Annotated in this window: 24 protein-coding genes and 1 pseudogene; 12 read left to right on the top strand and 13 right to left on the bottom strand. The window is 41.0% G+C overall.

Translation table 11 applies throughout. The features are described 5' to 3' along the window. Positions 1-249, bottom strand: a pseudogene (locus tag AC1DRQ_RS22090) (glucosamine-6-phosphate deaminase); the annotation flags it as partial. Between the two features lie 114 nt (positions 250-363). Between AC1DRQ_RS22090 and AC1DRQ_RS22095 the strand changes: the two are divergent. Together AC1DRQ_RS22095 and AC1DRQ_RS22100 are read left to right on the top strand one after the other, a co-directional pair. Then, positions 364-1,557 (top strand): anhydro-N-acetylmuramic acid kinase, encoded by a 1,194-nt coding sequence (locus AC1DRQ_RS22095; RefSeq protein WP_477426883.1) that lies wholly within the window; start codon positions 364-366, stop codon positions 1,555-1,557. Between the two features lie 156 nt (positions 1,558-1,713). Further along, a complete protein-coding gene (locus tag AC1DRQ_RS22100) occupies positions 1,714-3,219 on the top strand; it encodes an NAD(P)H-hydrate dehydratase (protein WP_477426885.1) in 1,506 nt (501 codons plus the stop codon). Positions 3,220-3,576: 357 nt separating this feature from the next. Here the strand turns inward: AC1DRQ_RS22100 and AC1DRQ_RS22105 are convergent, their stop codons facing one another. The 8 genes from AC1DRQ_RS22105 to AC1DRQ_RS22140 all read right to left on the bottom strand — a co-directional run bounded on the left by AC1DRQ_RS22105 (position 3,577) and on the right by AC1DRQ_RS22140 (position 10,735). Continuing rightward, positions 3,577-4,413 (bottom strand): anti-sigma factor, encoded by an 837-nt coding sequence (locus AC1DRQ_RS22105; protein WP_477426887.1) that lies wholly within the window; start codon positions 4,411-4,413, stop codon positions 3,577-3,579. A gap of 1 nt (position 4,414) precedes the next feature. Next, positions 4,415-4,966, bottom strand: a complete 552-nt coding sequence (locus AC1DRQ_RS22110; RefSeq protein WP_477426889.1) for an RNA polymerase sigma factor — start codon at positions 4,964-4,966, stop codon at positions 4,415-4,417. Positions 4,967-4,987: 21 nt separating this feature from the next. Continuing rightward, a complete protein-coding gene (gene lipA, locus AC1DRQ_RS22115; protein WP_429401835.1) occupies positions 4,988-5,869 on the bottom strand; it encodes a lipoyl synthase in 882 nt (293 codons plus the stop codon). Between the two features lie 98 nt (positions 5,870-5,967). Beyond that, positions 5,968-6,306, bottom strand: a complete 339-nt coding sequence (locus AC1DRQ_RS22120) for a hypothetical protein (RefSeq protein ID WP_429401833.1) — start codon at positions 6,304-6,306, stop codon at positions 5,968-5,970. Positions 6,307-6,386: 80 nt separating this feature from the next. Next, positions 6,387-6,716, bottom strand: coding sequence for a bacillithiol system redox-active protein YtxJ (ytxJ, locus tag AC1DRQ_RS22125; RefSeq protein ID WP_429401831.1), 330 nt, complete (start codon positions 6,714-6,716; stop codon positions 6,387-6,389). A gap of 235 nt (positions 6,717-6,951) precedes the next feature. Beyond that, positions 6,952-7,446 carry a 6,7-dimethyl-8-ribityllumazine synthase gene (ribH, locus tag AC1DRQ_RS22130; RefSeq protein WP_429401830.1) on the bottom strand — a complete coding sequence of 165 codons (495 nt, stop codon included), beginning with the start codon at positions 7,444-7,446 and terminating at the stop codon, positions 6,952-6,954. A gap of 176 nt (positions 7,447-7,622) precedes the next feature. Further along, on the bottom strand, positions 7,623-8,300 hold the full coding sequence (locus AC1DRQ_RS22135; protein WP_477426893.1) for a tetratricopeptide repeat protein: 678 nt from the start codon (positions 8,298-8,300) through the stop codon (positions 7,623-7,625). 248 nt (positions 8,301-8,548) lie between these two features. Then, positions 8,549-10,735 (bottom strand): TonB-dependent receptor, encoded by a 2,187-nt coding sequence (locus AC1DRQ_RS22140; protein WP_477426895.1) that lies wholly within the window; start codon positions 10,733-10,735, stop codon positions 8,549-8,551. Positions 10,736-11,272: 537 nt separating this feature from the next. Here AC1DRQ_RS22140 and recF point away from each other — a divergent pair. Together recF and AC1DRQ_RS22150 are read left to right on the top strand one after the other, a co-directional pair. Beyond that, positions 11,273-12,373: a DNA replication/repair protein RecF gene (gene recF / locus AC1DRQ_RS22145; protein WP_477426897.1), complete on the top strand. Its 1,101-nt coding sequence runs from the start codon at positions 11,273-11,275 to the stop codon at positions 12,371-12,373. After that, entirely contained in the window at positions 12,366-12,656 is a 291-nt protein-coding gene (locus AC1DRQ_RS22150; protein ID WP_429401822.1) for a DciA family protein, read from the top strand. Before recF ends, AC1DRQ_RS22150 begins: the two co-directional genes overlap by 8 nt. Positions 12,657-12,759: 103 nt before the next feature. Here AC1DRQ_RS22150 and AC1DRQ_RS22155 read toward each other — a convergent pair whose 3' ends face one another. Further along, positions 12,760-13,179 (bottom strand): nucleoside-diphosphate kinase, encoded by a 420-nt coding sequence (locus AC1DRQ_RS22155; RefSeq protein WP_429401820.1) that lies wholly within the window; start codon positions 13,177-13,179, stop codon positions 12,760-12,762. Positions 13,180-13,302: 123 nt separating this feature from the next. Here AC1DRQ_RS22155 and AC1DRQ_RS22160 point away from each other — a divergent pair, with 123 nt between their 5' ends. The 8 genes from AC1DRQ_RS22160 to lpxB all read left to right on the top strand — a co-directional run bounded on the left by AC1DRQ_RS22160 (position 13,303) and on the right by lpxB (position 20,591). Beyond that, positions 13,303-14,313: a DHH family phosphoesterase gene (locus tag AC1DRQ_RS22160; RefSeq protein WP_477426901.1), complete on the top strand. Its 1,011-nt coding sequence runs from the start codon at positions 13,303-13,305 to the stop codon at positions 14,311-14,313. A 10-nt stretch (positions 14,314-14,323) separates the two neighbouring features. Next, a complete protein-coding gene (locus AC1DRQ_RS22165; RefSeq protein WP_477426903.1) occupies positions 14,324-15,289 on the top strand; it encodes an FKBP-type peptidyl-prolyl cis-trans isomerase in 966 nt (321 codons plus the stop codon). A gap of 61 nt (positions 15,290-15,350) precedes the next feature. Beyond that, positions 15,351-16,346 (top strand): FKBP-type peptidyl-prolyl cis-trans isomerase, encoded by a 996-nt coding sequence (locus AC1DRQ_RS22170; RefSeq protein WP_477426905.1) that lies wholly within the window; start codon positions 15,351-15,353, stop codon positions 16,344-16,346. Positions 16,347-16,394: 48 nt separating this feature from the next. Continuing rightward, positions 16,395-17,162 (top strand): TatD family hydrolase, encoded by a 768-nt coding sequence (locus AC1DRQ_RS22175; protein ID WP_477426907.1) that lies wholly within the window; start codon positions 16,395-16,397, stop codon positions 17,160-17,162. Positions 17,163-17,207: 45 nt separating this feature from the next. Next, positions 17,208-18,230, top strand: coding sequence for an asparaginase (locus AC1DRQ_RS22180; RefSeq protein ID WP_477426909.1), 1,023 nt, complete (start codon positions 17,208-17,210; stop codon positions 18,228-18,230). A gap of 219 nt (positions 18,231-18,449) precedes the next feature. Then, positions 18,450-19,223, top strand: a complete 774-nt coding sequence (gene surE, locus AC1DRQ_RS22185; RefSeq protein WP_429401809.1) for a 5'/3'-nucleotidase SurE — start codon at positions 18,450-18,452, stop codon at positions 19,221-19,223. Beyond that, positions 19,216-19,485 (top strand): hypothetical protein, encoded by a 270-nt coding sequence (locus AC1DRQ_RS22190; RefSeq protein ID WP_477426912.1) that lies wholly within the window; start codon positions 19,216-19,218, stop codon positions 19,483-19,485. The genes surE and AC1DRQ_RS22190 overlap by 8 nt, the downstream gene beginning before the upstream one ends. Beyond that, complete coding sequence (gene lpxB, locus AC1DRQ_RS22195; RefSeq protein WP_477426914.1) at positions 19,482-20,591, top strand: lipid-A-disaccharide synthase; 1,110 nt, start codon at positions 19,482-19,484, stop codon at positions 20,589-20,591. The genes AC1DRQ_RS22190 and lpxB overlap by 4 nt, the downstream gene beginning before the upstream one ends. A gap of 129 nt (positions 20,592-20,720) precedes the next feature. Here lpxB and AC1DRQ_RS22200 read toward each other — a convergent pair whose 3' ends face one another. From AC1DRQ_RS22200 to AC1DRQ_RS22210, 3 genes are all read right to left on the bottom strand, one after another. After that, on the bottom strand, positions 20,721-20,849 hold the full coding sequence (locus tag AC1DRQ_RS22200; RefSeq protein WP_477426915.1) for a hypothetical protein: 129 nt from the start codon (positions 20,847-20,849) through the stop codon (positions 20,721-20,723). A gap of 33 nt (positions 20,850-20,882) precedes the next feature. Next, the gene (locus AC1DRQ_RS22205; protein ID WP_429401803.1) at positions 20,883-21,050 is read right to left on the bottom strand and encodes a hypothetical protein; all 168 of its coding nucleotides are present in this window, start codon (positions 21,048-21,050) and stop codon (positions 20,883-20,885) included. Between the two features lie 215 nt (positions 21,051-21,265). After that, positions 21,266-22,462, bottom strand: coding sequence for an MFS transporter (locus AC1DRQ_RS22210; protein WP_477426918.1), 1,197 nt, complete (start codon positions 22,460-22,462; stop codon positions 21,266-21,268). Between the last annotated feature and the right edge of the window lie 321 nt (positions 22,463-22,783).

Below are 22,783 nucleotides of genomic sequence, written 5' to 3' on the forward strand. Positions count from 1 at the left end.
GTTAAAGGTGATCACGTTTTTAAAAGACAAACCCTCTTCCTGGTGCAGGCGTACCAGTTCGGCATACACACCGATGGGGGTAACACCGGTAGCCAGTCCCAGCACGGCTTTTTCGCCTTTACTTTGCTTACCGCGGATCAGTTTGGCGATCCTTGCGGCAACGGCAACGGCTGCCACCTGCTGGTTGCTATAAACGCTTACCGGCAGCTTCTCGTACCGGGTCTCTTCCAATAAATTTAATCGGGCCATGTATCAGTATTAATAGGTTTGTATGCTTGTTCCAAACAAATATATCAGATATTTACGTAGTGCAGCTATTAATTTAACTTTTGTAAACCGCGCAACAAATAGTAATTTAAGCCCATGTTACCGCTTAACCAAAATCTGCAAAAGCTTTTTAATATCGCCCATAAATCGACTAAAACCGGTATCGGTTTAATGTCGGGCACCTCGTTGGATGGGTTGGATATTGCCTTGTGCAGCTTTACGGGCAGCGGCTTGCAAACTCAATTTAAATTGTTGCAGTTTACCACTATACCATATCCCCAAAGGTTTAAAGATGAGGTGCAGCAGGTATTTGCCCGTAAAACAGCCGATCTGGAGCAGATAACTTTATTAAATGCTTTTATTGGCAATTATCATGGTGAACTGGTTTTAGAGGCACTCACAAACTGGAATATAAATCCCGACACAGTAGACTTTATAGCCAGCCATGGGCAAACCATATATCATGCCCCAAAGCGGCTGCACCGGCAGGCCAACTATCCAAACGCTACCCTACAAATTGGCGATGGCGATCACCTGGCTGTAAAAACCGGCATCCTGACCATCAGCGATTTCAGGCAAAAACATATCGCCGCGGGCGGGGAGGGAGCTCCTCTGGCCTTGTATGGTGATGTTTTATTAGGCAGCAAAGCAGGTGAAAACAGGATATTGCTGAACATAGGGGGTATCGCGAACTTAACCTACCTGCCTGCCGACGGTGACCCGGCTAAAATTTTATGCACGGATATTGGGCCGGGAAATACCCTGATCGATGCAGCGTGCCGCAAATATTTTAACGTGGCTTATGATCAGGATTCGGCCATTGCCAATAGCGGTAAAGTAAATGAGGACCTGCTCAGGGCGTTACTTCATCATGCCTTTTTTGAAGAAGCATCGCCAAAAACTACCGGGCCAGAGCTGTTTAGTTTAACTTATGTTGAGCAGGCACAGTTTAGGACAGGAACTGAACATCTCCGTAACGAAGACCTGGTATGCACGTTAAGCATGTTTACCGCGGTGGTTATCGAGATTTTTGTTAAGACGAATATCATGGCAGACAACCTGCATATATTTGTTAGTGGTGGTGGTGCCAGAAACCCTTTTATCATGACGTATTTGAAACAGGCTTTTGAGAATATTCCTATTGTAGATACCAGCAAACTTGGTATTGACCCTGATGCCAAAGAAGCCATATTGTTTGCCCTGCTGGGTAACGAGGCCCTGTGTGGTGAGCCGATGACCATTGGTAATAATCCCGCGGTGCTGATGGGCAAGTTTAGCTTTCCGGGTTAAGCATTAGAATTGTCGTGCTGAGGTGGATGGTTCTATCGTTCACTTAGCACGTGGGATCCCGAAATAAATTCGGGATGACTCTGAATTTTAAAGGCCGCTTTTTCCAACTTGCTTTTTTACAAAAACAAAACATATAATTCCGTACTTTAGAATGATATGTTGCCTTTACTAACCTCCGCACAAATACGCCGGGCTGATGTTTACACCATAGCCAATGAGCCTATTACGGCTATTGATTTGATGGAGCGGGCCTCAAAAGCCTTTGTTGGCTGGTTTATCAATCATTTTCCTGATAAAAAGCAGGCTATATCATTTTATTGCGGTATGGGTAATAACGGCGGTGATGGGCTTGCCATAGCCCGGATACTAAGTCATCATCAATATAAAAAGCTTCATGTTAAGATAGCCCGCTTTAACGACAAGGCATCTGATGATTTTAATATTAATCTGGAGCGGTTAAAGCAAACCGCGATCCCTGTGATTGAAATAAACAAAGGTGAAGACCTACCCGATGAAGATAGCACGATTATTATTGACGCTTTGCTGGGCGCCGGTTTAAACAAACCCCTCTCAGGTGATTATGAACGGTTGGTAAAGTATATTAATAAACTTAGTAGAACTGTAGTGGCCGTTGATGTACCAACAGGATTTTTTTCGGAAGGCGAGGTCCCTGCCGAGGCAACGGCCGTAAAAGCTGATCTGGTGATCACTTTTCAACAGCCCAGGGTTAATTTTCTGTTGCCAGAATCGGCGCCATATATTAACTGCTGGGAAGCGGTAAGTATTGGTATTAATGAAAAATACTTACAGTCGTTAAATTCGGCATATCAGTTTATAGAGGAGAAAGATGTAAGGGAGTTGCTTATACCACGTCACCGTTTTAGTAATAAAGGTACTTACGGGCATACGCTGATCATAGCAGGGCAGGCAAAAACTATGGGTGCTGCATTATTGAGTGCTTCCGGTGCGGCACATGCAGGGGCGGGTTTAACAACAGCATGTGTCCCCGAAAGCGGACTTACCGCTTTAAACAGTTACCAGCCCGAAATTATGGCCATTGTACGGAATGATCATAAGCTGCCCGAAATTGAATGGGATAAATTTACTTCGGTAGCCATTGGGCCGGGTTTGGGCAAAGGTGAAGATGCCGTTGCCTTGTTATCGGCAGTTACTAAAAATTATAAAAAGCCAGTGGTTATTGATGCCGATGCACTTAATTTACTGGCCGAACATAAGGGCCTTTTACCATACTTACATGCCGGGAGTATTTTAACACCCCACATGAAGGAGTTTGACAGATTGTTTGGTAATCATACGAGTTGGTGGCACCGGTTGCAAACTGGTATGGAGCAGGCCCACAAATTCCAGGTGTATATCATTTTAAAGAATGATTATACCATAACCATATCGCCCGAGGGCAAAGCGTACTTTAACCCTACGGGTAACGCAGCCATGGCATCAGGGGGTATGGGCGATGTGCTTACCGGTATCATTGCCGCTTTGTTAGCTCAAAAATATACATCTTTACAAGCCTGCCTCATCGCAGCTTATGTTCACGGAAAAGCCGGCGACGAACTGGCCCTTCCAAATCGTTTGAACGTGGTTTTACCGGGTAAGCTTGCTGCTCAGTTGCCGGTTACCATGGCAAAATTAATGGCATAAAAAAAACGGTTGCAAGTATTATACAACCGTTTTTATTAACTATTAACTGATCTTATAAAGAACTAAATACTCAAAATTTAAAGGTTAGATTTCATGATATAAATCACCTTTTTTAATCTAACTGGTAATAAGACGCCCGAACTACCCTAATAGTTACAAAAAAACGAATATTTGGTTTAGATTTTAGTTAAATAATTGTTAAATAACATGATAAAGTAACGGTTTGTTTTTCAAAATAACGTAAAATGGCCTGAATTGTGTATAAAATGTGATAAATAAGCTCATTAATGCTCGAAAGGCAACAGCGCATTTATATGATGAAAATAATAAATAGGAGTGTTTTGGTGGAGCTTATATTTAGAATTTGCCCAGCACCATCATTTGATCCATGGTTGGGTTAACGCTGCCGCCTTTTGGTTCAAGCGTTACGGCAAAGGCATCGGCCAGTGCTATCGATTTCATTTCCTTCATGTGTGTAGAATCGGCTGTGGCATCAAAAACACCAAGATCAACCGGTTTGCCGCCCACCAATGCCCAAAGCTGGTATTGGTGATCCTTATCGTTATGAGGTAACTTCATATTACGCATATCGATCATTACTTTTTTCTTAGCCGGGCTAAATGCAACCATTACTGCCATATCAGGGTTTTTTGTTCCCTGCAGCTTTAGTAATTTAAAAGACGGATCGCGGAAAACGCTTAATTCCTTATCCATTAAATTTACCCTGTTTGTAAAATGCTGGTTTTGTAATTGCAGTGCTATGAGCTGACCGTTTGATTGTTGCAGACGTGAATACACACTTACCAAAGCAATGGTACTTGCTATTAATAGTGCCAGGCTGGCCGCAAAAGCATATTTATAAAAATTATTTCCGCTGGGTTTTGATAAAAGTACGATATTGTCTTCCTCGTAGGAGTCACTTTCTTCGTGATGAGGGGCGGCGGTAAAATTCCTGTCGTCGCCCAAGTTGGTAAGGATACTGCCTAATATACGGCCGCGTAAATTTTCTGATGGTTCAACCGCGTTTTCTTTAGCATATAGTTCCATGGATAGCTCAATTGCATCCAATTCTGCCTTAACGGCCGGATGTTTTAAAGCCATTGCCTCCACCTGCAACTTTTCGTCTGGAGTTATGTCTCCCAAAACGTAAAGTTCCAATATTCCGGTTTCTATATATGCTTTTATATCTTCCACTTCAATTAAAATGTTTTCTGAGTTGCTGTATACCCATCCTCAACCGTGTTTTAATGGTGCCAAGCGGAATGCCTAATTCATCAGCTGCTTCAACATGTGTATAACCCTTAAAATACACCAGGTCAATAATTGATTTTTGCTCGGGTTTTAATCCCTCAACCAGATCTTTAATACCCATCAACTCGGGCTTGTAAACCGTGCTTTTTTGCTCGTCAATGAAAGTTACGTTATTTTCAATCTCCTGGTTTTTATTCTGATTTTTAAAATCTTTTGATCTGATCTTATCTATTGCAAGGTTGCGTGCAATATTAACCATCCAGGTAAATAAGCGGCCTTTTTCGGTACTGTAACTTGAAAAGGAATGCCAAATTTTTACAAAGGTTTCCTGTAAAATATCCTCGGCTATAGTGGTATCAATAACAATGCGTGAAATTACGCCAAATAAGGAAGCAGAATACATATCATATAAAGCTTCGATAGCGATCTTTTCATGATTTCTCAATGAAAGTACCAGTTCTTCTTCGGTCAGTGATATTTTATGTTTCTTACTCAACTGGGTGAATATATAAAGGAATTACGATATATCAAACAGATGCTTTTCTGCGTGATAGGATGAACGAACCAGCGGTCCGCTTTCCACGTATTTAAAACCCTTATCTAATCCAAATTGTTTGAGCCTGGCAAATTGATCAGGATGGATCCAGTCAATTACCGGGTGGTGGTTACGTGTTGGCTGTAAATATTGTCCTAAAGTTAGGATATGAACACCTGCAGCCAGCAAATCGTCCATGGCCTCTAAAATATCGTCTTCTGTTTCGCCCAGGCCCAGCATAATGCCCGATTTGGTGCGCAGGCCAGCTGCCGATACATGTTTCAGCGCTTCCAGACTGCGATCATACTTGGCTTGTATACGCACTTCTTTGGTAAGGCGGCGTACAGTTTCCAGGTTGTGTGATACTACTTCGGGCCGGGTCTCTAAAACGCGGGCAAGGTTATCCCAGTTACCCCTAAAATCGGGCAGCAGGGTCTCTAAAGTAGTATCGGGGCTTTCGCGGCGTATGGCGTTGATGGTTTCGGCCCAAATAATGGAGCCTCCGTCTTTCAGGTCATCACGGTCAACCGAGGTTATAACGCAATGTTTTACCTGCATTAATTTTACTGAAGTTGCTACACGATTTGGCTCATCAACATCAACAGCTAATGGCCTGCCGGTTGCTACGGCGCAAAACGAGCACGAGCGGGTGCAAATGTTACCCAATATCATGAAAGTAGCTGTGCCGGCTCCCCAGCACTCGCCCATGTTAGGGCAATTACCGCTCTCGCAAATGGTATGCAGTTTATGTTCATCAACCAAACTGCGTACGTGAGTATACTCTTTTCCAATAGGAAGCTTAACCCTAAGCCAATCGGGCTTACGTTGTGGTTGGCTAACAGGAACTACCGGCAAATCAATCATAGTGCAAATGTAGTTAAAAACCAAATAACCCTTTATGGGTAGTATGGCAAGTCGTATAAATTATTACAGTTAGTTGATAAGATTTAACGAAAGAAGAATCAGTATTTTAATTGAGAGGTATCTTTAACAAAAATAACTGGTTGTGTTTTATCCCCCTCTATTAAACCGGTTACACAAATAAATTTGCTTTTAATCGGCTTGAGATAACCAATAATATATGGTGATAATCTGATAATTAAACTTTTATGTTCAACATCAGCACCAAGTCTAAGTTCAAAAATCTGCGCATAATGCGAATTTACCCTGCTGTATACAGTATCGCAAACCGTAACCGTTTTTCCTATGTAATGAGATGCCCGCTTAATCTTAATAAGCTTTTGAGCGGACAGATCAAGGGGAAATAGGGTAATAAAAGAAATTAGGATCAGGAATTTCATAATCTAAAGATCGGTTAATTTTGTCCCGCGAACATTACGCCCCTAATACACTATTTTCTTAAATTCCTTATAAGAAACTATTAATTTAAAACTGACATGGCTTCGTCAACCGAAATGGCGCCGTGCGACTGGTCAAGTATACATTCGCCATCCTTTATCAGTAATAACTGTGGCGACTCATGGTGTACCTGAAACAGTTGTGCAACCTGGCCGGATAAATCGCGGTGATTGATGAGGTCTAAAAAATAAAGAGACATGTCCTGGGGTAAATCTTCCCAATCCAATTCAAAACGTCTTTTTGCCATCATGCTGATGGAGCAACGTGTACTATGTTTAAAAATAAGGCTGTAACCCTTGTGCTGTTTAATACTATTCAGTTGTTCTGCCGACTCCAACAATATCCAATTCATAAAAAAAATAATATAATATACTGTGTTATAACGTAATTATAACACAAAAACCGTTTATAGGTTCAATTGAAAATAAAAAATGACATTTACCTGTTAACGGCCGCCTTTTGGATATGAGCCATAAGCTGGGCATAATTTATTAGAGCATGATGAGATCATACTGCCAAATACCAGGGCTATTAGCGCTATGTAAATAATTTTTTTCATTGTGTTATACTAAACAGTTTTACGTTAATCAGCTCTTTAATGTTTCGGCAAGGCTGGCCATTTTTATAGCTGTAATGGCCGCTTCATCGCCTTTGTTACCATGTTTGCCACCAGCACGGTCAATGGCCTGTTGCTGGTTATCAGTGGTTAATACACCAAATATAACAGGTTTTGAATATTTAATAGCAACATTGCTTACACCATTTGCTACCGCGTTACAAATAAAATCAAAATGGCGTGTTTCGCCCTGTATCACACAGCCTAAGCAAATTACTGCATCTAATTTATCATTTTTTAATAATAAATCAGCACCAGATGTTAATTCAAAACTTCCGGGTACGGCATACGTGAAAATGTTTTCGGGCAGTGCCCCGTTATTAACCAGGCTTTGGTAAGCGCCCTGGTAAAGTGCATTGGTAATTTCGGCATTCCACTCGGCTACCACAATGCCAAAGCTGTATGCTGCCGCTGAGGGGATTTCAGTTTGCGAAAAATCTGATAAGTTTTTAAGCTGTGTAGCCATGATTTATTTCGGATTTGGGATGTTCGATTTCGGATTTATTTTTTTATTTCGGATTTGAGAATTTCGATTTCGGATTTATTCTGATTTCTGAATTTGTTTATAAAAAAAACGATCTCGGATTTAAAGGCTTTGTAAGTCAATAAATCCGAAATCGAACATCCGAAATCCCAAATCGGTTATAGTTTTGCTTCTACGCGCGCTATATATTCGTCAATATTTTGTGCTTCGGGGCTTTCCGGATATTCTGTTTTTATCCTTTTGTAAGCCTCGTCGGCAGATTTATTGTCTTTTTGCTCTTCGTAAACCAAGCCAAGCTTTTTTAAATAAAACGGCGATAAAAACTTGTTTTTTGCTTTATCAACTGCCTTGTTAAAATAAGTAACAGCTTTATCATAGTCCTTTAACTCAACATATGCATCGCCAGCGCTGCCATAAGCTTCGGCGGCTACCATACTGTCGTCGCCACGGTAGTTGTTTAAATTGTCAACAGCTTTACGGTATTCGCCTTTGTTTAAATAAGCGGTACCTAAATAAAAATAAGCCAGGTTAGCAGCTTTGGTATTGCTGTATTCGCTGATGATCTTTTCGAAACCAGGATAACTGGCATCGCCTTTAATAGCTTTGTCCCAATCTTTTTTGGCCCAAAAATCCTGCGCAACGTGCATTTGATCGGCAGCGGTAATTTCGCGTGGACCTAAATACAATTTCAAATATAAAAGGTAAATAGCAATAAGGGCAATAATAGCCCCACCTATAAACAATAGGCTTTTTTGATTCTCGCGCACGAAATTGCCGCTTTGTCCAAAATTAGAATCTGGCGCTGCAATTTTGGTATTCGCATGGGTTTTTGACATTGTTATAACAAAATTAAGTGTGCAAAGTTACGGTTTTCAAAATTTCTGGCAATACCTTTTAAATTAATTCTTTATGAGGTGCTTTTTTGTTGATTTTGTAAGCGGTTTGATCATTACTTAAAGACTGTCTGAACTGGAATTATTCTGACCATGATTCGTGGGATTAAAGGACTTTCCAAACGCCCTCTTTCCGCCGAAGGCGAAGAGAGGGATGACGAGCGAAGCAAAGCCAGGGTGAGTCTGATCATTTACAATTTGAATTTTATGCCTCCATTGGCAACAAAGCCATCTAAAGGCGCATATATATCCTTAAACACCGGGTTAGTAATGCTGCCGGTGTAAATGGTGCCAAATTTTGTTTGCCGGGTATCGGTCAGGTTCTCAAAATTGATAAACAGCGAGAACCGGTCCCATATCTTTTCGGCCATCAATCCGGTAGTCCAGTATGCCTTGCCGGTTGTTCCATCATTTAAATATTGCGGACTGAAATAGTAAGCCTCCAAGCCAATTTTTAATTTGTTCTCCACCTCGTAAACCAATACATTATTTAACCTGTTTTTTGACACCAAAGGGTAATTAGTAATCGTGTTATTTGTATGTTGTGTAACATGAGCCAGCGTGTAACCAATAAATAACTTAAAATTAGCGTAGGTCAATTTAATATTAGTTTCCATGCCTTTCGTGTTCAGGTCGCCTTTAGGTTGCTGGTACTGTAAATCACCGTTTGATATGGATGTAAGCAGTATAGGGTTATTGATCCGGGTATAAAAAAACAATTGGTTGATACTGAAACTTACCTTGTCGTCAAATAAACCGGTACGATAGTTAATATCGTAGTTAACACCGTATGAGCGTTCGGCCGTGGTGTTTTTAACATCAATAGGCAGTACATTTCTAAACTGGATACGTTCGGCATCCTCAGTAAATACATTAGGCGCTTTATAACCTAAACCGCCGCCAACCCGTGTTGAAAAATGCGAATTGATTTTTAGCAAAGCAGATATACGGGGCAGAATAAAAAATCCATATTCATTATGATAATCACCCCTTAATCCGCTCTCCAGAGTGAACTTTGGTGTTGCATCCCATGTATTTTGTACAAAGCCTCCGATCGTGTTATAATCATAACTCCTAAGCGGAAAGCTGCTGTTCTTATCCTCGGCAAAGTTTTCAGACAGGTAGTTTAACCCGGCAACCCAATCAGATTTTTCGCTTGCCCGTGAGTATGTTGCTTCACTGTAAGTTGAAAACTGGATACCTGAAAAGCGATAATCAGGTAAATTAATAGCCCGGTCAAAATAACTAAGGCTATTTTTAAATACTATTTTTTCCTTATTACTCAAAGTATGTTCAAGGGATACCTGTGTACTGTATCTGCCTGTTTTATTCTCCTCAAAATAGCTGTGCTGCGCGCTGCCATGTCCCTCAATGTAATGAAGATCGCCACCGATGCGGTTTTCAATTGTGCTGTTGATGCCTGTGATCAGTGTGGTTTTATCATCCAGATAAAAGAATAATTTAGGGTTAAGTGTAAACCTGTTAAACTTGGGTATGGCTGTTAAATCAATTCCCGCAGGGTCATACGCGGTGCCATGATTATATGCTGCAAATACAGTCGCCCCAACTTTTTTAAATTTTTGTGAATAAAAACCACTGGCATCTAAACCTAATGYCGAAGTACCATTTATCAGGAAGTTTAATTGCCGCTCGTCAGTAGGTGTTTTGGATATTAAGTTAACCAAACCAGCAATAGCGCCACCTCCATACAAGGTTGATGATGATCCTTTTATAACTTCAACCTGCTTCAGGTCAAGTGGCGCGATCTGTAATAATCCCAAACCTCCCGAAAAGCCGGAATACAATGGGAAACCATCCCTGATAATTTGAGTGTACTTGCCATCAAGTCCTTGTATGCGGATACTTGAATTATTGCTTGTTGCCGATGTTTGCTGTGTTTGTATGCCTGTACTTTCAGCAAGGATCATCCGGATATCTCCAGGCTTCATGTTGGCTTTTTCGTCAAGTTCCTCACCCGAAATAACCTCTATCCTGGTAGGGACATTAGCAATTGTTCTGCTGCTGCGTGTGGAAGAAACTAAGATCTCATTTAATTCTTCGCCGCCCTCCTTGCCTTTGGGTTGAAGCAGGATTGTCATTAGCGAAGTCTGTTCTAAGGGAAATGTTAATGTATCTGTCAGGGTTTCATAGCCTATATAGCTAAAGCGTATAACCTGTTTGCCTGAAGGTATATTGGTTAAAATAATTAAACCTGCTGTATCGGCAGTGGCCCCTTTATTTATACCCGGTATTAACGCGGTTGCCCCAATAAGGGTTTCGTTAGTTTTAGCGTCTTTAATAATGGCTTTAAACGTATGTTGAGCATACGCCATAGTAGTATATATCAATGCTATAAAAAGCACTATAAGTTTTTTCATGAAATATGGAATTAGTTAATACAAAATTGCCAGCTGATAAGCTGTGGATTTGAGTATTAACCTAACCGGGGTGGTTGCCAAATTGATAAAGCAACATGGTCTATATAAAGCTGCTCATAAGTGTTATTGTGTTTAACCGGCTTTTGAGGGAGTATAAATGAGGGATAACTAACAGTTTTAGTGACGATGAACCCTACACATGAACCGCATGAATAGAATGGCGAACAACTCTGGCATTCTTTCTTTTTGGGTGAATGTTTAGTTACGGATGCGCTAACCGTAGTTTTTTTGTAACTACAGTCATTATCAGTACAGCAGGGCTTAATTGAAAGCAGCAGCACTAAAATAACTGATATAAAGCACAAAATTTTCACGGTGTAAATGTAAAAGAAAATAAGATAGCTATAAAATGTAAAGCGTTTTGCTGTCCTAAAAATTTCATAAATCCTGGTCTGGACAATTATTGTATAATTGAATTAATTGAGCAAATGAACCGCTGAACTAATGAACAATTCTAACTAAATTTGCCGTCCCATTATGTATTTGCAGCAACTGTCAGTTATCAATTTCAAGAATTACGAGGAGGCCGAACTTGTTTTTAGTGCGGGGGTAAATGCCTTTACCGGAAATAACGGTGCCGGCAAAACCAACCTGCTCGATGCTATTCACTACCTGTCGTTATGTAAAAGTTATTTTAACCCCATTGATAGCCAGCAAATAAAACAGGGGACAGATTTTTTTATCATCACCGGTGTTTTTAATAAAAACAAACAGAACGAAGCAGTGGCCTGTTCTGTTAAGCGCAATCAAAAAAAGCAATTTAAACGCAATAAAAAGGATTACCAGCGCCTGGCCGATCATATTGGCTTGTTGCCGCTGGTTATGATATCGCCGTATGATACCAGTATTATTACCGAGGGCAGCGAAGAGCGCCGTAAGTTTATTGATAATGTAATATCACAAACGGATAACTATTACCTCGATGAGCTGATCACCTATAATAAGGTACTGGCCAACCGTAACGCGCTTTTAAAACTCATTGCTGATACCGGCCGGTATGACCCAAACTTGCTGGAAGTGCTTGATGAACAGCTGACGAGCTCGGGCAACCGCATTTTTGAACGGCGTAAAGCTTTTATGGAAAACTTTACGGCTATTTTTAACAAGCACTACAGTTTTTTAAGCGATGGTGCCGAGCAGGTTGAATTGGCTTATGAGTCGCAGTTATTGCAGGATGATTTTGCGGCATTGCTAAAAAAGAGTGTTGAGCGCGACCGGGCGCTGGAGCGTACCACGGCAGGCATACATAAAGACGACCTTCAGTTTGGTATACACGGCATGGCCATGAAAAAATTTGGATCGCAGGGGCAGCAAAAATCTTTTTTAATAGCGCTTAAGCTGGCACAGTATACTTTTTTATATCAGCAAAAAGGGTTTAAGCCATTACTGCTGCTGGATGATATTTTTGACAAGCTTGACGAGGAGCGGGTTACCAAACTAATGAAAATGGTCTCGAACAATGATTTTGGACAGGTGTTTATTACCGATACCAGCGTAAGCCGGGTTGAAAATATTTTTAATAAAATAGCTGTGGATGTAAAACTATTTAAAGTAAGAGGAGGGGCTATTGATGCGTAAAGCTAATGACAAATCGTTAAAGGATGCTATTGAGCAAATGCTGAACGTTTATAAAATTAAACGCCGCTTTGATGAAACGGGGGTTTTAGCCGCCTGGCCCGAACTGGTTGGAAAACCGGTAGCTAACCGTACTAAAGAATTATTTATCCGCGATAAAAAACTGTTTTTACGTATCGAATCGTCGGTAATAAAAAACGAACTGATGATGATGCGTGCGCAGATAATGGAAAAGATAAACGAGAAAGCTAATTGTATACTGGTAGAAGAGGTTATTTTTCTTTAGGAAAACGCACCTTTTATTTACGCCAATATCATCATTGAATAAAACAAAAGGACAAAAAAACACAGGCGTAATTAACTGATTTACACCTGTGTTTTTTTTAAAGTTAAAATTTTTCGAAAGCCGAAAAGAAGAAGCTGCCTTCTATCTCAGCATTTTCATCAGAGTCTGATCCGTGAACTGCGTTTGCTTCAATTGATTTTGCAAATAAGTTACGGATAGTACCTTCTTCGGCTTTTGCCGGATCAGTAGCACCTATCAGTTTACGGAAATCTTCAATAGCGTTATCTTTTTCAAGTATAGCCGCTACAATTGGTCCCGACGACATGAAGTTAACCAGTGCGCTGTAAAAAGGGCGCTCTTTATGCACTTCATAAAACTGACCGGCTTTTTCGGGGCTTAATGAGGTATATTTTAAGGCGATTATTTTAAATCCGCTCTTGGTTATCTTATCTACAATAGCACCAATATGCCCGTTTGCAACCGCATCAGGCTTTATCATTGTAAAAGTTCTGTTAGTTTTCATTCTTGCTTTTTAAAATTGCCGCAAAAATAGGGTTTTGCATCTGTAACATAAAGCTTTTTGAATTAAATAAGATGGTTTGTATTTAATTTATTTATTTAGCTTTGCAACTCTTTTTTAAAATTGATGTTAGATTTAGTTGCGCTTAAAGAACTTTTAGCACACCCTCAAAAAATAGTGATTACTACCCATCATAAACCCGATGGTGATGCTATGGGGTCGTCGTTAGGTTTGTATAATTACCTGATACAGCAAGGCCACCATGCCAAAGTAATTACCCCTACAGATTATCCTGACTTTTTAAGCTGGATGCCTGGCAACGAGGATGTTATAATTTATACGGAGCATACAGAAGAGTCTGCTGCTTTAATTGCCGATGCTAAACTGATATTTTGCCTGGATTTTAATGCCTTAAGCCGCATCAATGAAATGGGTGTGCTGGTAGGCGAAAGCAGTGCTTATAAGATCATGATCGATCATCACCTTGAACCCGAGGATTTTGACGATTACCGCCACTGGAACATCAATGCATGTGCTACTGCCCAGTTGATCTATGATTTTATTGTTAATGAGCTGCATCAGCAGGAATTGATTAATAAGGATGTAGCCACTTGTTTATATACCGGTATCATGACCGATTCTGCATCGTTCAGGTTGCCCAATACCACATCAACCGTGCACCGCATAGTGGCCAACCTGATTGATGCAGGCGCTGTTAACTGGCGCATACATGAGCTGGTGTACAACAGCGCGTCTGAGAACAGGCTGAGGTTCCTGGGACATTGCCTGGCCAACTGTTTGGAGGTTTTGCCTGAGTATAATACCGCTATTATATCAGTAAGTAAAGACGATTTAGAGAAATATAACGTTGATACTGGTGATACAGAGGGGATAGTGAACTACGCTTTATCAATTGCCAGCATCCGTTTGGCAGCATTTATAGTGGAGCGGCGCGATAAGGTAAAACTTTCGTTACGCTCGAAAGGTGAATTTCCGGCTAATGAGATCTGTAAAAAATATTTTAACGGCGGCGGTCATCGCAACGCGGCCGGAGGATTCTCAACGGATAGCCTTGAACAGGTTGTACAACAATTTAAATTAATATTACCCGAATACAAAAAACTATTAATACAGTAAAAAACTAAAAATGAAAAGAAAATTAATGTTTCTGGCTCTTGCGGCTATAGGTTTAGCAAGTTGCAATGGTGGGTTTAAACAAGGAGACGGCGGCTTGCTTTATAACATTCACACCTCAAAAGGCGGCGCCAAAATTAAAGAAGGCGATTTTGTAAGTCTTAACATGGTGGTTAAAACCGACGGAGATTCTGTTTTAATGAATAGCTATGACAGTGGCCGCCCTATGGCCATGCCAATGCCTAAAGCACAAGCCAAAGGCGATATCTATGCGGGTATTAATTTACTTAGCGAAGGTGATAGCGCGACTTTTAAAATAGCTGCCGATTCGATATTTAAAAATGGTCAGCAACGTCCTCCGGGCTTTAAAGGTAAATATTTGGTTTTCCAGGTAAAAATTGATAAAGTAATTGCCAAAGGCGCGCTTAATGAGCAGGTTTGGCGCGGACGCGTTACCGATTATTTAAAATCACAGGCCGATGCTGTTAAAACACAGGAACCAGGTAAGATCAAAAAATATATTGCTGATCATAACTTAAAGGTTGAGAAAACAGCATCAGGTTTATTATATGTAATTACCAATCCTGGCACAGGCGAAAAACCTGCCGTTGGTGATACCGCTGTTGTAAACTATACAGGCAGGTTAGTTACCGGTAAAGTATTTGATACCAGCGTAAAAGAAGTGGCTACAAAAGAAAAAGTGCCGGTTGACCCAATGCGTCAGCTTGCGCCTATCCGCATACCTGTTGGCGAAGGTAAAGTAATACCAGGTTGGGACGAAGGCTTGCAGTTGCTGAACAAAGGAGCTAAAGCGATATTTATCATTCCGTCTGATATTGCTTATAAAGACCAGGGAGTAGGCCCGATTGGCCCATACACTCCAATTGTTTTTGAAATGGAGATGGTAAACGTTGTTCACCCTAATCCAAATGCTCCAAAACCTGCAGTTCCGCAATTAGCGCCGCCTGCAACAAGATAATTTAAAGAATTGATACAGCCTTCCTGACCTTTGGTCGGGGAGGCTTTTTTATTAGATACCCATGAAAAAAGCTATTTATTTCCTGCTGCCTTTGTTTGCTTTGTTAACCGCAAGGGCCTATGCCCAGGACCCACGGCCTAATATGCAGGGCACACCCAAAGGTGCATTTTACCAGAAATTTACCAACAACACCGGCGAAAAGATAAAGCTTAACGATGTAATTACATTTAACTTTATCCAAAAAACCGACAAGGATTCAGTCCTGTTCAGTACCTATAAATCTGGTAAACCGGTGCAGGCACAAATACAACCTTCACAAAATGCTGGCGATCTGATGGAGGTATTCCCACTGCTGGCCGCAAAAGACAGCGCGCTGGTTAAAGTACCTACTGATTCTGTTTTTAAAGGACATGAAGAGGCCCGCCCGCCATTTTTCCCTAAAGGCAGCTATTTAACATTCATCCTTAAAATAGAAAAGGTACAATCCCTAAATGATGCTATCGCCGAAAAAAAAGCGGAAGCTCAAAAACTAAAGGATGGCGAAGCCACTGCTGCCAATAACTATGTAGCTACAAATAAAATTAACGCGGTAACTACGGCATCCGGCTTAAAATATGTTGTTACCCAGCCATCGGTAAAACGCAAACCCCTGGCTGGCGATACCGTGCTGGTAAATTATACCGGCCGTATATTAAATGGTAAAGTTTTTGACTCCAGCATTGCGGCCGAAGCCAAAAGCGCGGGTTTAGATCAACCCGGTCGTACGTACGAGCCTATAAGCGTTGTACTTGGTCAGGGCCAGGTGATCCCGGGTTGGGACGAAGGGCTGCTTTTATTGAACGAAGGTTCAAAAGCCACTCTTATCATCCCATCGGCCCTCGCTTATGGCGAAAAGGGTGCAGGCCAGGATATCCCGCCATACAGCACATTGCTATTTAATGTGGAGCTGGTAAAAGTTAAACCGGGCAAACATGCCCCTGCTTCAAAAACCGGGATCATGAATCCGGCAAAGAAAAAGGTGTACAGAAAAACACCGGTAAGTAAAAAGAAAAATTAGCACAAAAGCCTTCTGCCAAAAAACAGAAGGCTTTTTTACTTTTGTAGCATGGTATTAACAGACACGCATACCCATTTATACTACGAAACCATAGCCGATAAACGCGCTGAGTTAATGGAGCGCTGCATCAGCAATAATATCAGCCGTTTATTTTTACCTAATGTTGATCTGGCTTCGGTGCCGCTGGTGTTTGACCTGGTACGTGCTTATCCTGATCAGTGTTTTCCTATGCTTGGCTTGCATCCATGCTCGGTAAAAGAGAATTGGGAGCAGGAGTTAAACGATATTAAAGCGGCGCATCAGCAAAATAAAATTTTTGCCATTGGCGAAATTGGTATTGACCTGTACTGGGATAAAACTTTTTTAGCTGAGCAGATCGAAGCTTTCAGGGTGCAGATCAACTGGGCAAAAAGCCTGAAGCTGCCCATCGTTATCCATTGCCGCGATGCTTTTAACGAGGTGTATGAAGTGCTGCAACAGGAGCAGGATGAAAACCTGAGGGGCATATTTCATTGTTTTACAGGTACGCTTGAGCAAGCCAATAAAGTAACCGCGCTGGGTTTTTACCTGGGCATAGGCGGGGTAGTTACTTATAAAAACGCCGGTTTGGACAAAATCATACCAGAAATTGACCTCAGGCATATAGTTTTAGAAACAGATTCTCCGTACCTTACGCCCGTTCCGTTCCGAGGCAAACCTAATGAAAGTTCGTACTTGATTTACATTGCACAAAAAGTGGCGGAGCTGCATCAAACAGATATGGATACCGTGGCCAGTATAACCACCGAAAATTCAAAAGTCCTGTTTGGTGTATAACAACAATACTTGTTTAATGGATTTATACTATATAAACCTTATTTCATGAGTCAGATACTGATCATCTATACCGGGGGGACTATTGGGATGATGAGCGATCCTGTTACCAAGGTGCTCAAACCCATTAATTTTGAGCAAATAATGGATAATGTACCCGAGCTGGAGAAACTTAATTGCAGAATTAAGGTACACTCTTTTGAGGAGATCATTGATTCATCAAACATGAACCCAGCCATCTGGAGCCAGCTGGCCAGTCTTATCCAGTCAAACTATCATGATAATGATGGTTTTGTGATATTGCATGGCTCCGACACCATGGCCTATACGGCATCAGCCCTGAGCTTTATGCTCGAAAACCTGGGCAAACCCATCATATTTACCGGCTCGCAACTGCCCATAAGCGCCATACGTACCGATGCCAAGGAAAACCTGATGACCGCCATTGAAATTGCCAAAGCAAAAAAAGGCGACCATGCGCGCGTACCAGAAGTTTGTATCTACTTTGATTATAAACTGTTCAGGGGTAACCGGGCGTTTAAATATAATTCATCAAAATTTGAGGCGTTTCGTTCGCCAAACTATCCTATACTGGCCGAATCAGGGGTTCACCTGCGTTTTAGCGCCAATGATATCAGGCACCCACAGGAGAATACCGAACTGATTATCCATAACAACCTGATCAGCGATGTAGCCGTATTGAAGCTTTATCCGGGCATTGGGCACAAGGTGGTTGAAACCATTTTAAATGCCGATGTCAGGGGCGTTGTAATGGAAACATTTGGTGCCGGCAATACTACTACCGACAGTTGGTTCATAGATCTGCTCAAAGGCGCTATTGACAGCGGTAAGGTTGTCATAGATATTTCGCAATGCAAGGTGGGCACAGTTGAACTGGGACGGTATGAAACCAGCAGACAGCTGAAAGATATAGGCGTAGCCAACGGTTATGATATGACCTTTGAATCGGCAGTGACAAAAATGATGTACCTGCTGGGCATGTTTGATGATCCCGCGATGGTTAAACATTATATGGAGCAGGATCTGCGGGGTGAGATAACGGTATCGTAAAGGCCTGTCAGTCTGAGCCTGTCGAAGACTCGCGCGGAGAGGCCTTTGCCCGCTATGCTTCGACAGGCTCAGCATGACAGCCCTTTTAGCAACGTCATTTCCCCTCCAAAGTCCCCGGATTTTATTGCTCAGCATAGCAAGGGTAAATTTCGTTTGTACATTGCCGCTCAACCAATCTTTTATTCCTCCACATAAATCAAATATGAGTAATTTCGCCCAATGGATATAACAAAACCAACCATACTTGTTGTAAACGACGACGGAATAACCGCCCCGGGAATAAAAGCGCTAATGGATGCCATGAGCGAGATAGGCAGGGTAGTAGTGGTAGCGCCAGATAGTCCGCAATCGGGCATGGGACATGCCATTACCATAGGTAAACCACTGCGTTTAGATAAAGTTGAAATATATGAAGGCTTTGAAATGTACCGTTGCTCGGGCACCCCGGTTGATTGTGTAAAGCTGGCTGTAAACAAAATATTTAAAGGTCAAAAGCCTGATCTTTGTGTATCAGGGATTAATCATGGTTTAAATAATTCCATCAACGTTTTGTATTCCGGTACCATGTCGGCCGCTGTTGAGGGCGCTATTGAAAGCATCCCGTCTATCGGGTTTTCTTTAGATGATTTTACCCTGCAGGCCGATTTTAGTCATTGTATAAAATACGTTAAAGAACTGGCACTGCAGGTTTTGGCAAACGGTTTACCGCAAGCCACATTGCTTAATGTTAATTTCCCTGACAGTAATAATATAAAGGGCATAAAGATCTGCAGGCAGGCTAATGCCAAATGGGCCGAGGAGTTTGATGAAAGGGTAGATCCGCATAAACGACCTTATTATTGGTTAACCGGTGTTTTTCAGTTAAATGATGGCGGTGAGGATACCGATGTTTGGGCGTTAGAGCACAATTACGCATCGGTAGTGCCTATACAGTTTGATATGACCGCCCACCATGTCATACCATTTTTAAATAACTGGAAGTTTAATGTTTAAATCAAATAATATAACGGCAGGTGTCATTTATGGATTGATACTACCGGGCATCAGTCTGTTCATTTTTTTGTACCTGTTAAAGGGTAACTTTTTAATATTTAACAAACCGGGTGTACCCTACCTGGTGGCCATTGGTTTAAACTTATTAATAGCCCGATTTTATTCAAAAAAAGGAATGGATAAAGCAGCTATCGGTATTGTAGCGGTATCCTTTATATTTATGCTGGCGGTGTTTATATTTAAATTGCAACCCATTAAATGAAATATTACCTGGTAGCCGGCGAAGCTTCGGGCGACCTTCATGGAGCAAATTTAATGAAGGCCCTGAAAGGGCTGGACCCAAATGCGGAGTTCCGGTTTTTTGGCGGCGACCTGATGCAGGCTGAGGGCGGTACCCTGGTAAAACATTATGCCGATATGGCCTACATGGGCTTTGTTGAAGTAATTGCAAATTTGCCCACTATTTTAAAAAACCTCAAGCAATGCAAGCAGGATATTAACGCATGGCAGCCCGATGTTTTAGTGTTGATTGATTTTCCGGGATTTAATTTAAAAATTGCCGCTTACGCCAAAACTATTGGTTTGCAGGTAAATTATTATATATCGCCCAAAGTATGGGCCTGGAACCAGAAAAGGGTACTCAAGATCAAAAAGATAGTCGACCATCTGTTTTGCATATTGCCTTTTGAGGTTGATTTTTACAAAAGCTGGGGCATGGACGTTGATTATGTTGGCAATCCACTGCTTGATGCCATAGCCGCCTTTAACCCTGAACCCGACTTTTTACAGCAGCATAAGCTTACAGGTAAAAAGATCATTGCCCTGTTGCCTGGCAGCCGCAAGCAGGAGATCAATTACCTGCTGCCTCAAATGATAAGCGTTGCAGATCGCTTTCCCGGTTACCAGTTTGTTATTGCCGGTGCGCCATCATTTGATAAAACATTTTATGATCAGTTTTTAGGAGATAAAAGTATTCCGGTATTATTTAATGCTACTTATAATTTATTAAGCCATGCCTATGCGGCTGTAGTGGCCTCCGGAACCGCTACGCTCGAAACCGCTTTGTTCAATGTGCCGCAGGTGGTAGTTTACAAGGGCAATGCCCTTACCATTGCTATAGCGCGCATGGTGGTGAAATTAGAGTTTATATCGCTGGTTAACCTGATCATGAATAGCGGTGTGGTGAAGGAGCTGATACAGGAAGATTGTACCACCTCAAAAATTAATGCCGAACTGGATTTGATCATCAATCATAAAACCTATCGCGAAAATATGCTGGCTAATTATGACCGGCTTGATGAACGCATGGGCCAACCTGGGGCGTCGGCAAAAACCGCTGCATTGATCGTAAAATATGCCTCAAAATAAATAAAGCCCCGCTAAAACGGAGCTTTATTGTTTTCATAGGGTGATGTTATATATATTGATCAGGCTGCTGACAATGTTTGTTGTGCAGCTACCTGGTGGTTGCTTCATAAACTGTTTTCACAGTGAATTTTAAGCGGCGCTCGGTAAAAATTGAGTTTTAGTTTTTAAAGCTTTTAAATCATTCATAATGATTCTTTTTAACTGATTATCAAAGCCTGTTATTAATTTATTGATCGATGGTTTTTTATTAGTCTTCATAGTTTTAGTTTTTGTTTGTTGTAAGTTTCTGTGTTATTTTTTATCGTCTTCGTCTTCGGTAAGGTTATCTTTTCGGCGTTTGGCTTCCTTGTATTGCCTTAGTATCTGCTCTTCATCCCGTTCATCTGATGTTTTTGTTGGCTCTACCGGATTTTCCCATTCCTTCTCATCTTCCTTAACCGTTTTCTTTTTAGCTTCCATAACAGTTACTTTTAATATGTACTATTCCAATTCGATGCCAAAAATTCAATTGCAGTAAAAAAAAGTCATTATAGTGTGCGATTTTTTTTACAATAGGATATAGAAGCCTGTTTTTAAGGGGTTTTTATACCGAATAAAAATTTGGTTTTTCTGTACAGGTGTATAAAAATTATAAAAAAATGTTATCCTAACCGAACACTTTGCGAACAGTAGTACTAATTACGTACATGTTTTTGATAGCTGAGCAGGTGTGCTGCCAATGCTATTATAGCTAAACCACCGCCAATAGCGCATACACCGGTCCATTGATAATTTTTCCAAAGCAGGCTGGCCAAAAATGTTCCGGAGGCACCGCCTATAAAATAAGACACCATGTATACTGTGTTTAAACGGTTGCGAGCCTCAGGTATCAGCGCGAAGATGATAGACTGGTTAGATATATGTGTAGCCTGTACGCCCATATCTAATATGATCACACCAATAATTAATCCGGCAATGCTATTACTCGAAAAGTAAAAAACAACGTATGATATCAGTACCAGCAATAATGTGTATCCCGATAGTTTGTACGAGTTCATTTTATCGCTCAGGCGGCCCATTAAACCTGCTGCCAGGGCGCCAAATGCCCCAACCAGTCCAAATGCCCCGGCGGCGGCGCTGCCTTCGTTAAACTGGGGCTGCTTTAATAAAAATACAAGTGTTGTCCAAAAAGCGCTGAAGCCGGCAAAACACAAAGCGCCCCTGAAAGCGGCCATACGTAACTTAGGTTGTGTTTTAATTAAATGTATGAGCGATGTCATGAGTTTTTTATAATTACCCTTGTAGTCGGGTTCAACTTCGGGTAAAAAGAAAAATATCATGAGCCACATGGCAAGCATTAAGCCGGTGGCTATGTAATACATAGACCGCCATCCAAAATGTTCGCCTACAAAGCCACTTAAAGTACGGGAAAGCAGTATGCCTATTAAAAGACCGCTCATGATAAAACCTAATTTTTTGCCGCGTTCATGTGGTTTTGCCAGGTGGGCAGCCATAGGTATCAATAGCTGTGGAATTATGGATGATAAGCCCAGCAGGAACCCGGCTATGGTTAATATCAGAATAGAAGGAGCTATAGCACTGATCAGTAATGAAAGTATCATTAATACAAAATCTATCAATATAAGCCGCTTGCGTTTTACCATATCGCCCAGGGGAACAATAAATAGCAGGCCACTGGCATAACCAATTTGTGTAAACAGCGACAATTGCTGGGCCTTTTTATCGGTTATATTAAAAGTGTGTGCAATATCAGCCAGCAACGGTTGGTTATAATATATGTTGGCCACCACAAGTCCGGTTGCAATGGTCATGATCCATAAAGTAAACTGGGTTAAATGTGGATGGTCTTTGGATGTATGTGTAGCGGTCATTACTTATAAAGTATAAAATTCGCTGCAAAAGTGACAAAGCATTTTTAAAATGATGCTTGTTTTAAGTAATTTTTATCACACAATAAACAATAAGATATAATTTCCAGAGTTTTATATTTTGACAAATAAGATGTGTCTTGTGATGATTTTTGTGATTTTATATTAAAAATTTACTTTTCTGTATTGGATTGTTGATTTTGGAGCGATATTTAAATTAAAACGKAGATGAAAATTATTTTTTCATTGAATTTGTGATCATTTAATGTTAAATTTTGTTAAAAAGTTAATTTTTTATACAAATAAAATCACTGGACGCAATAA

It is taken from the genome of Mucilaginibacter sp. P4_E8 (genome assembly GCF_056401495.1).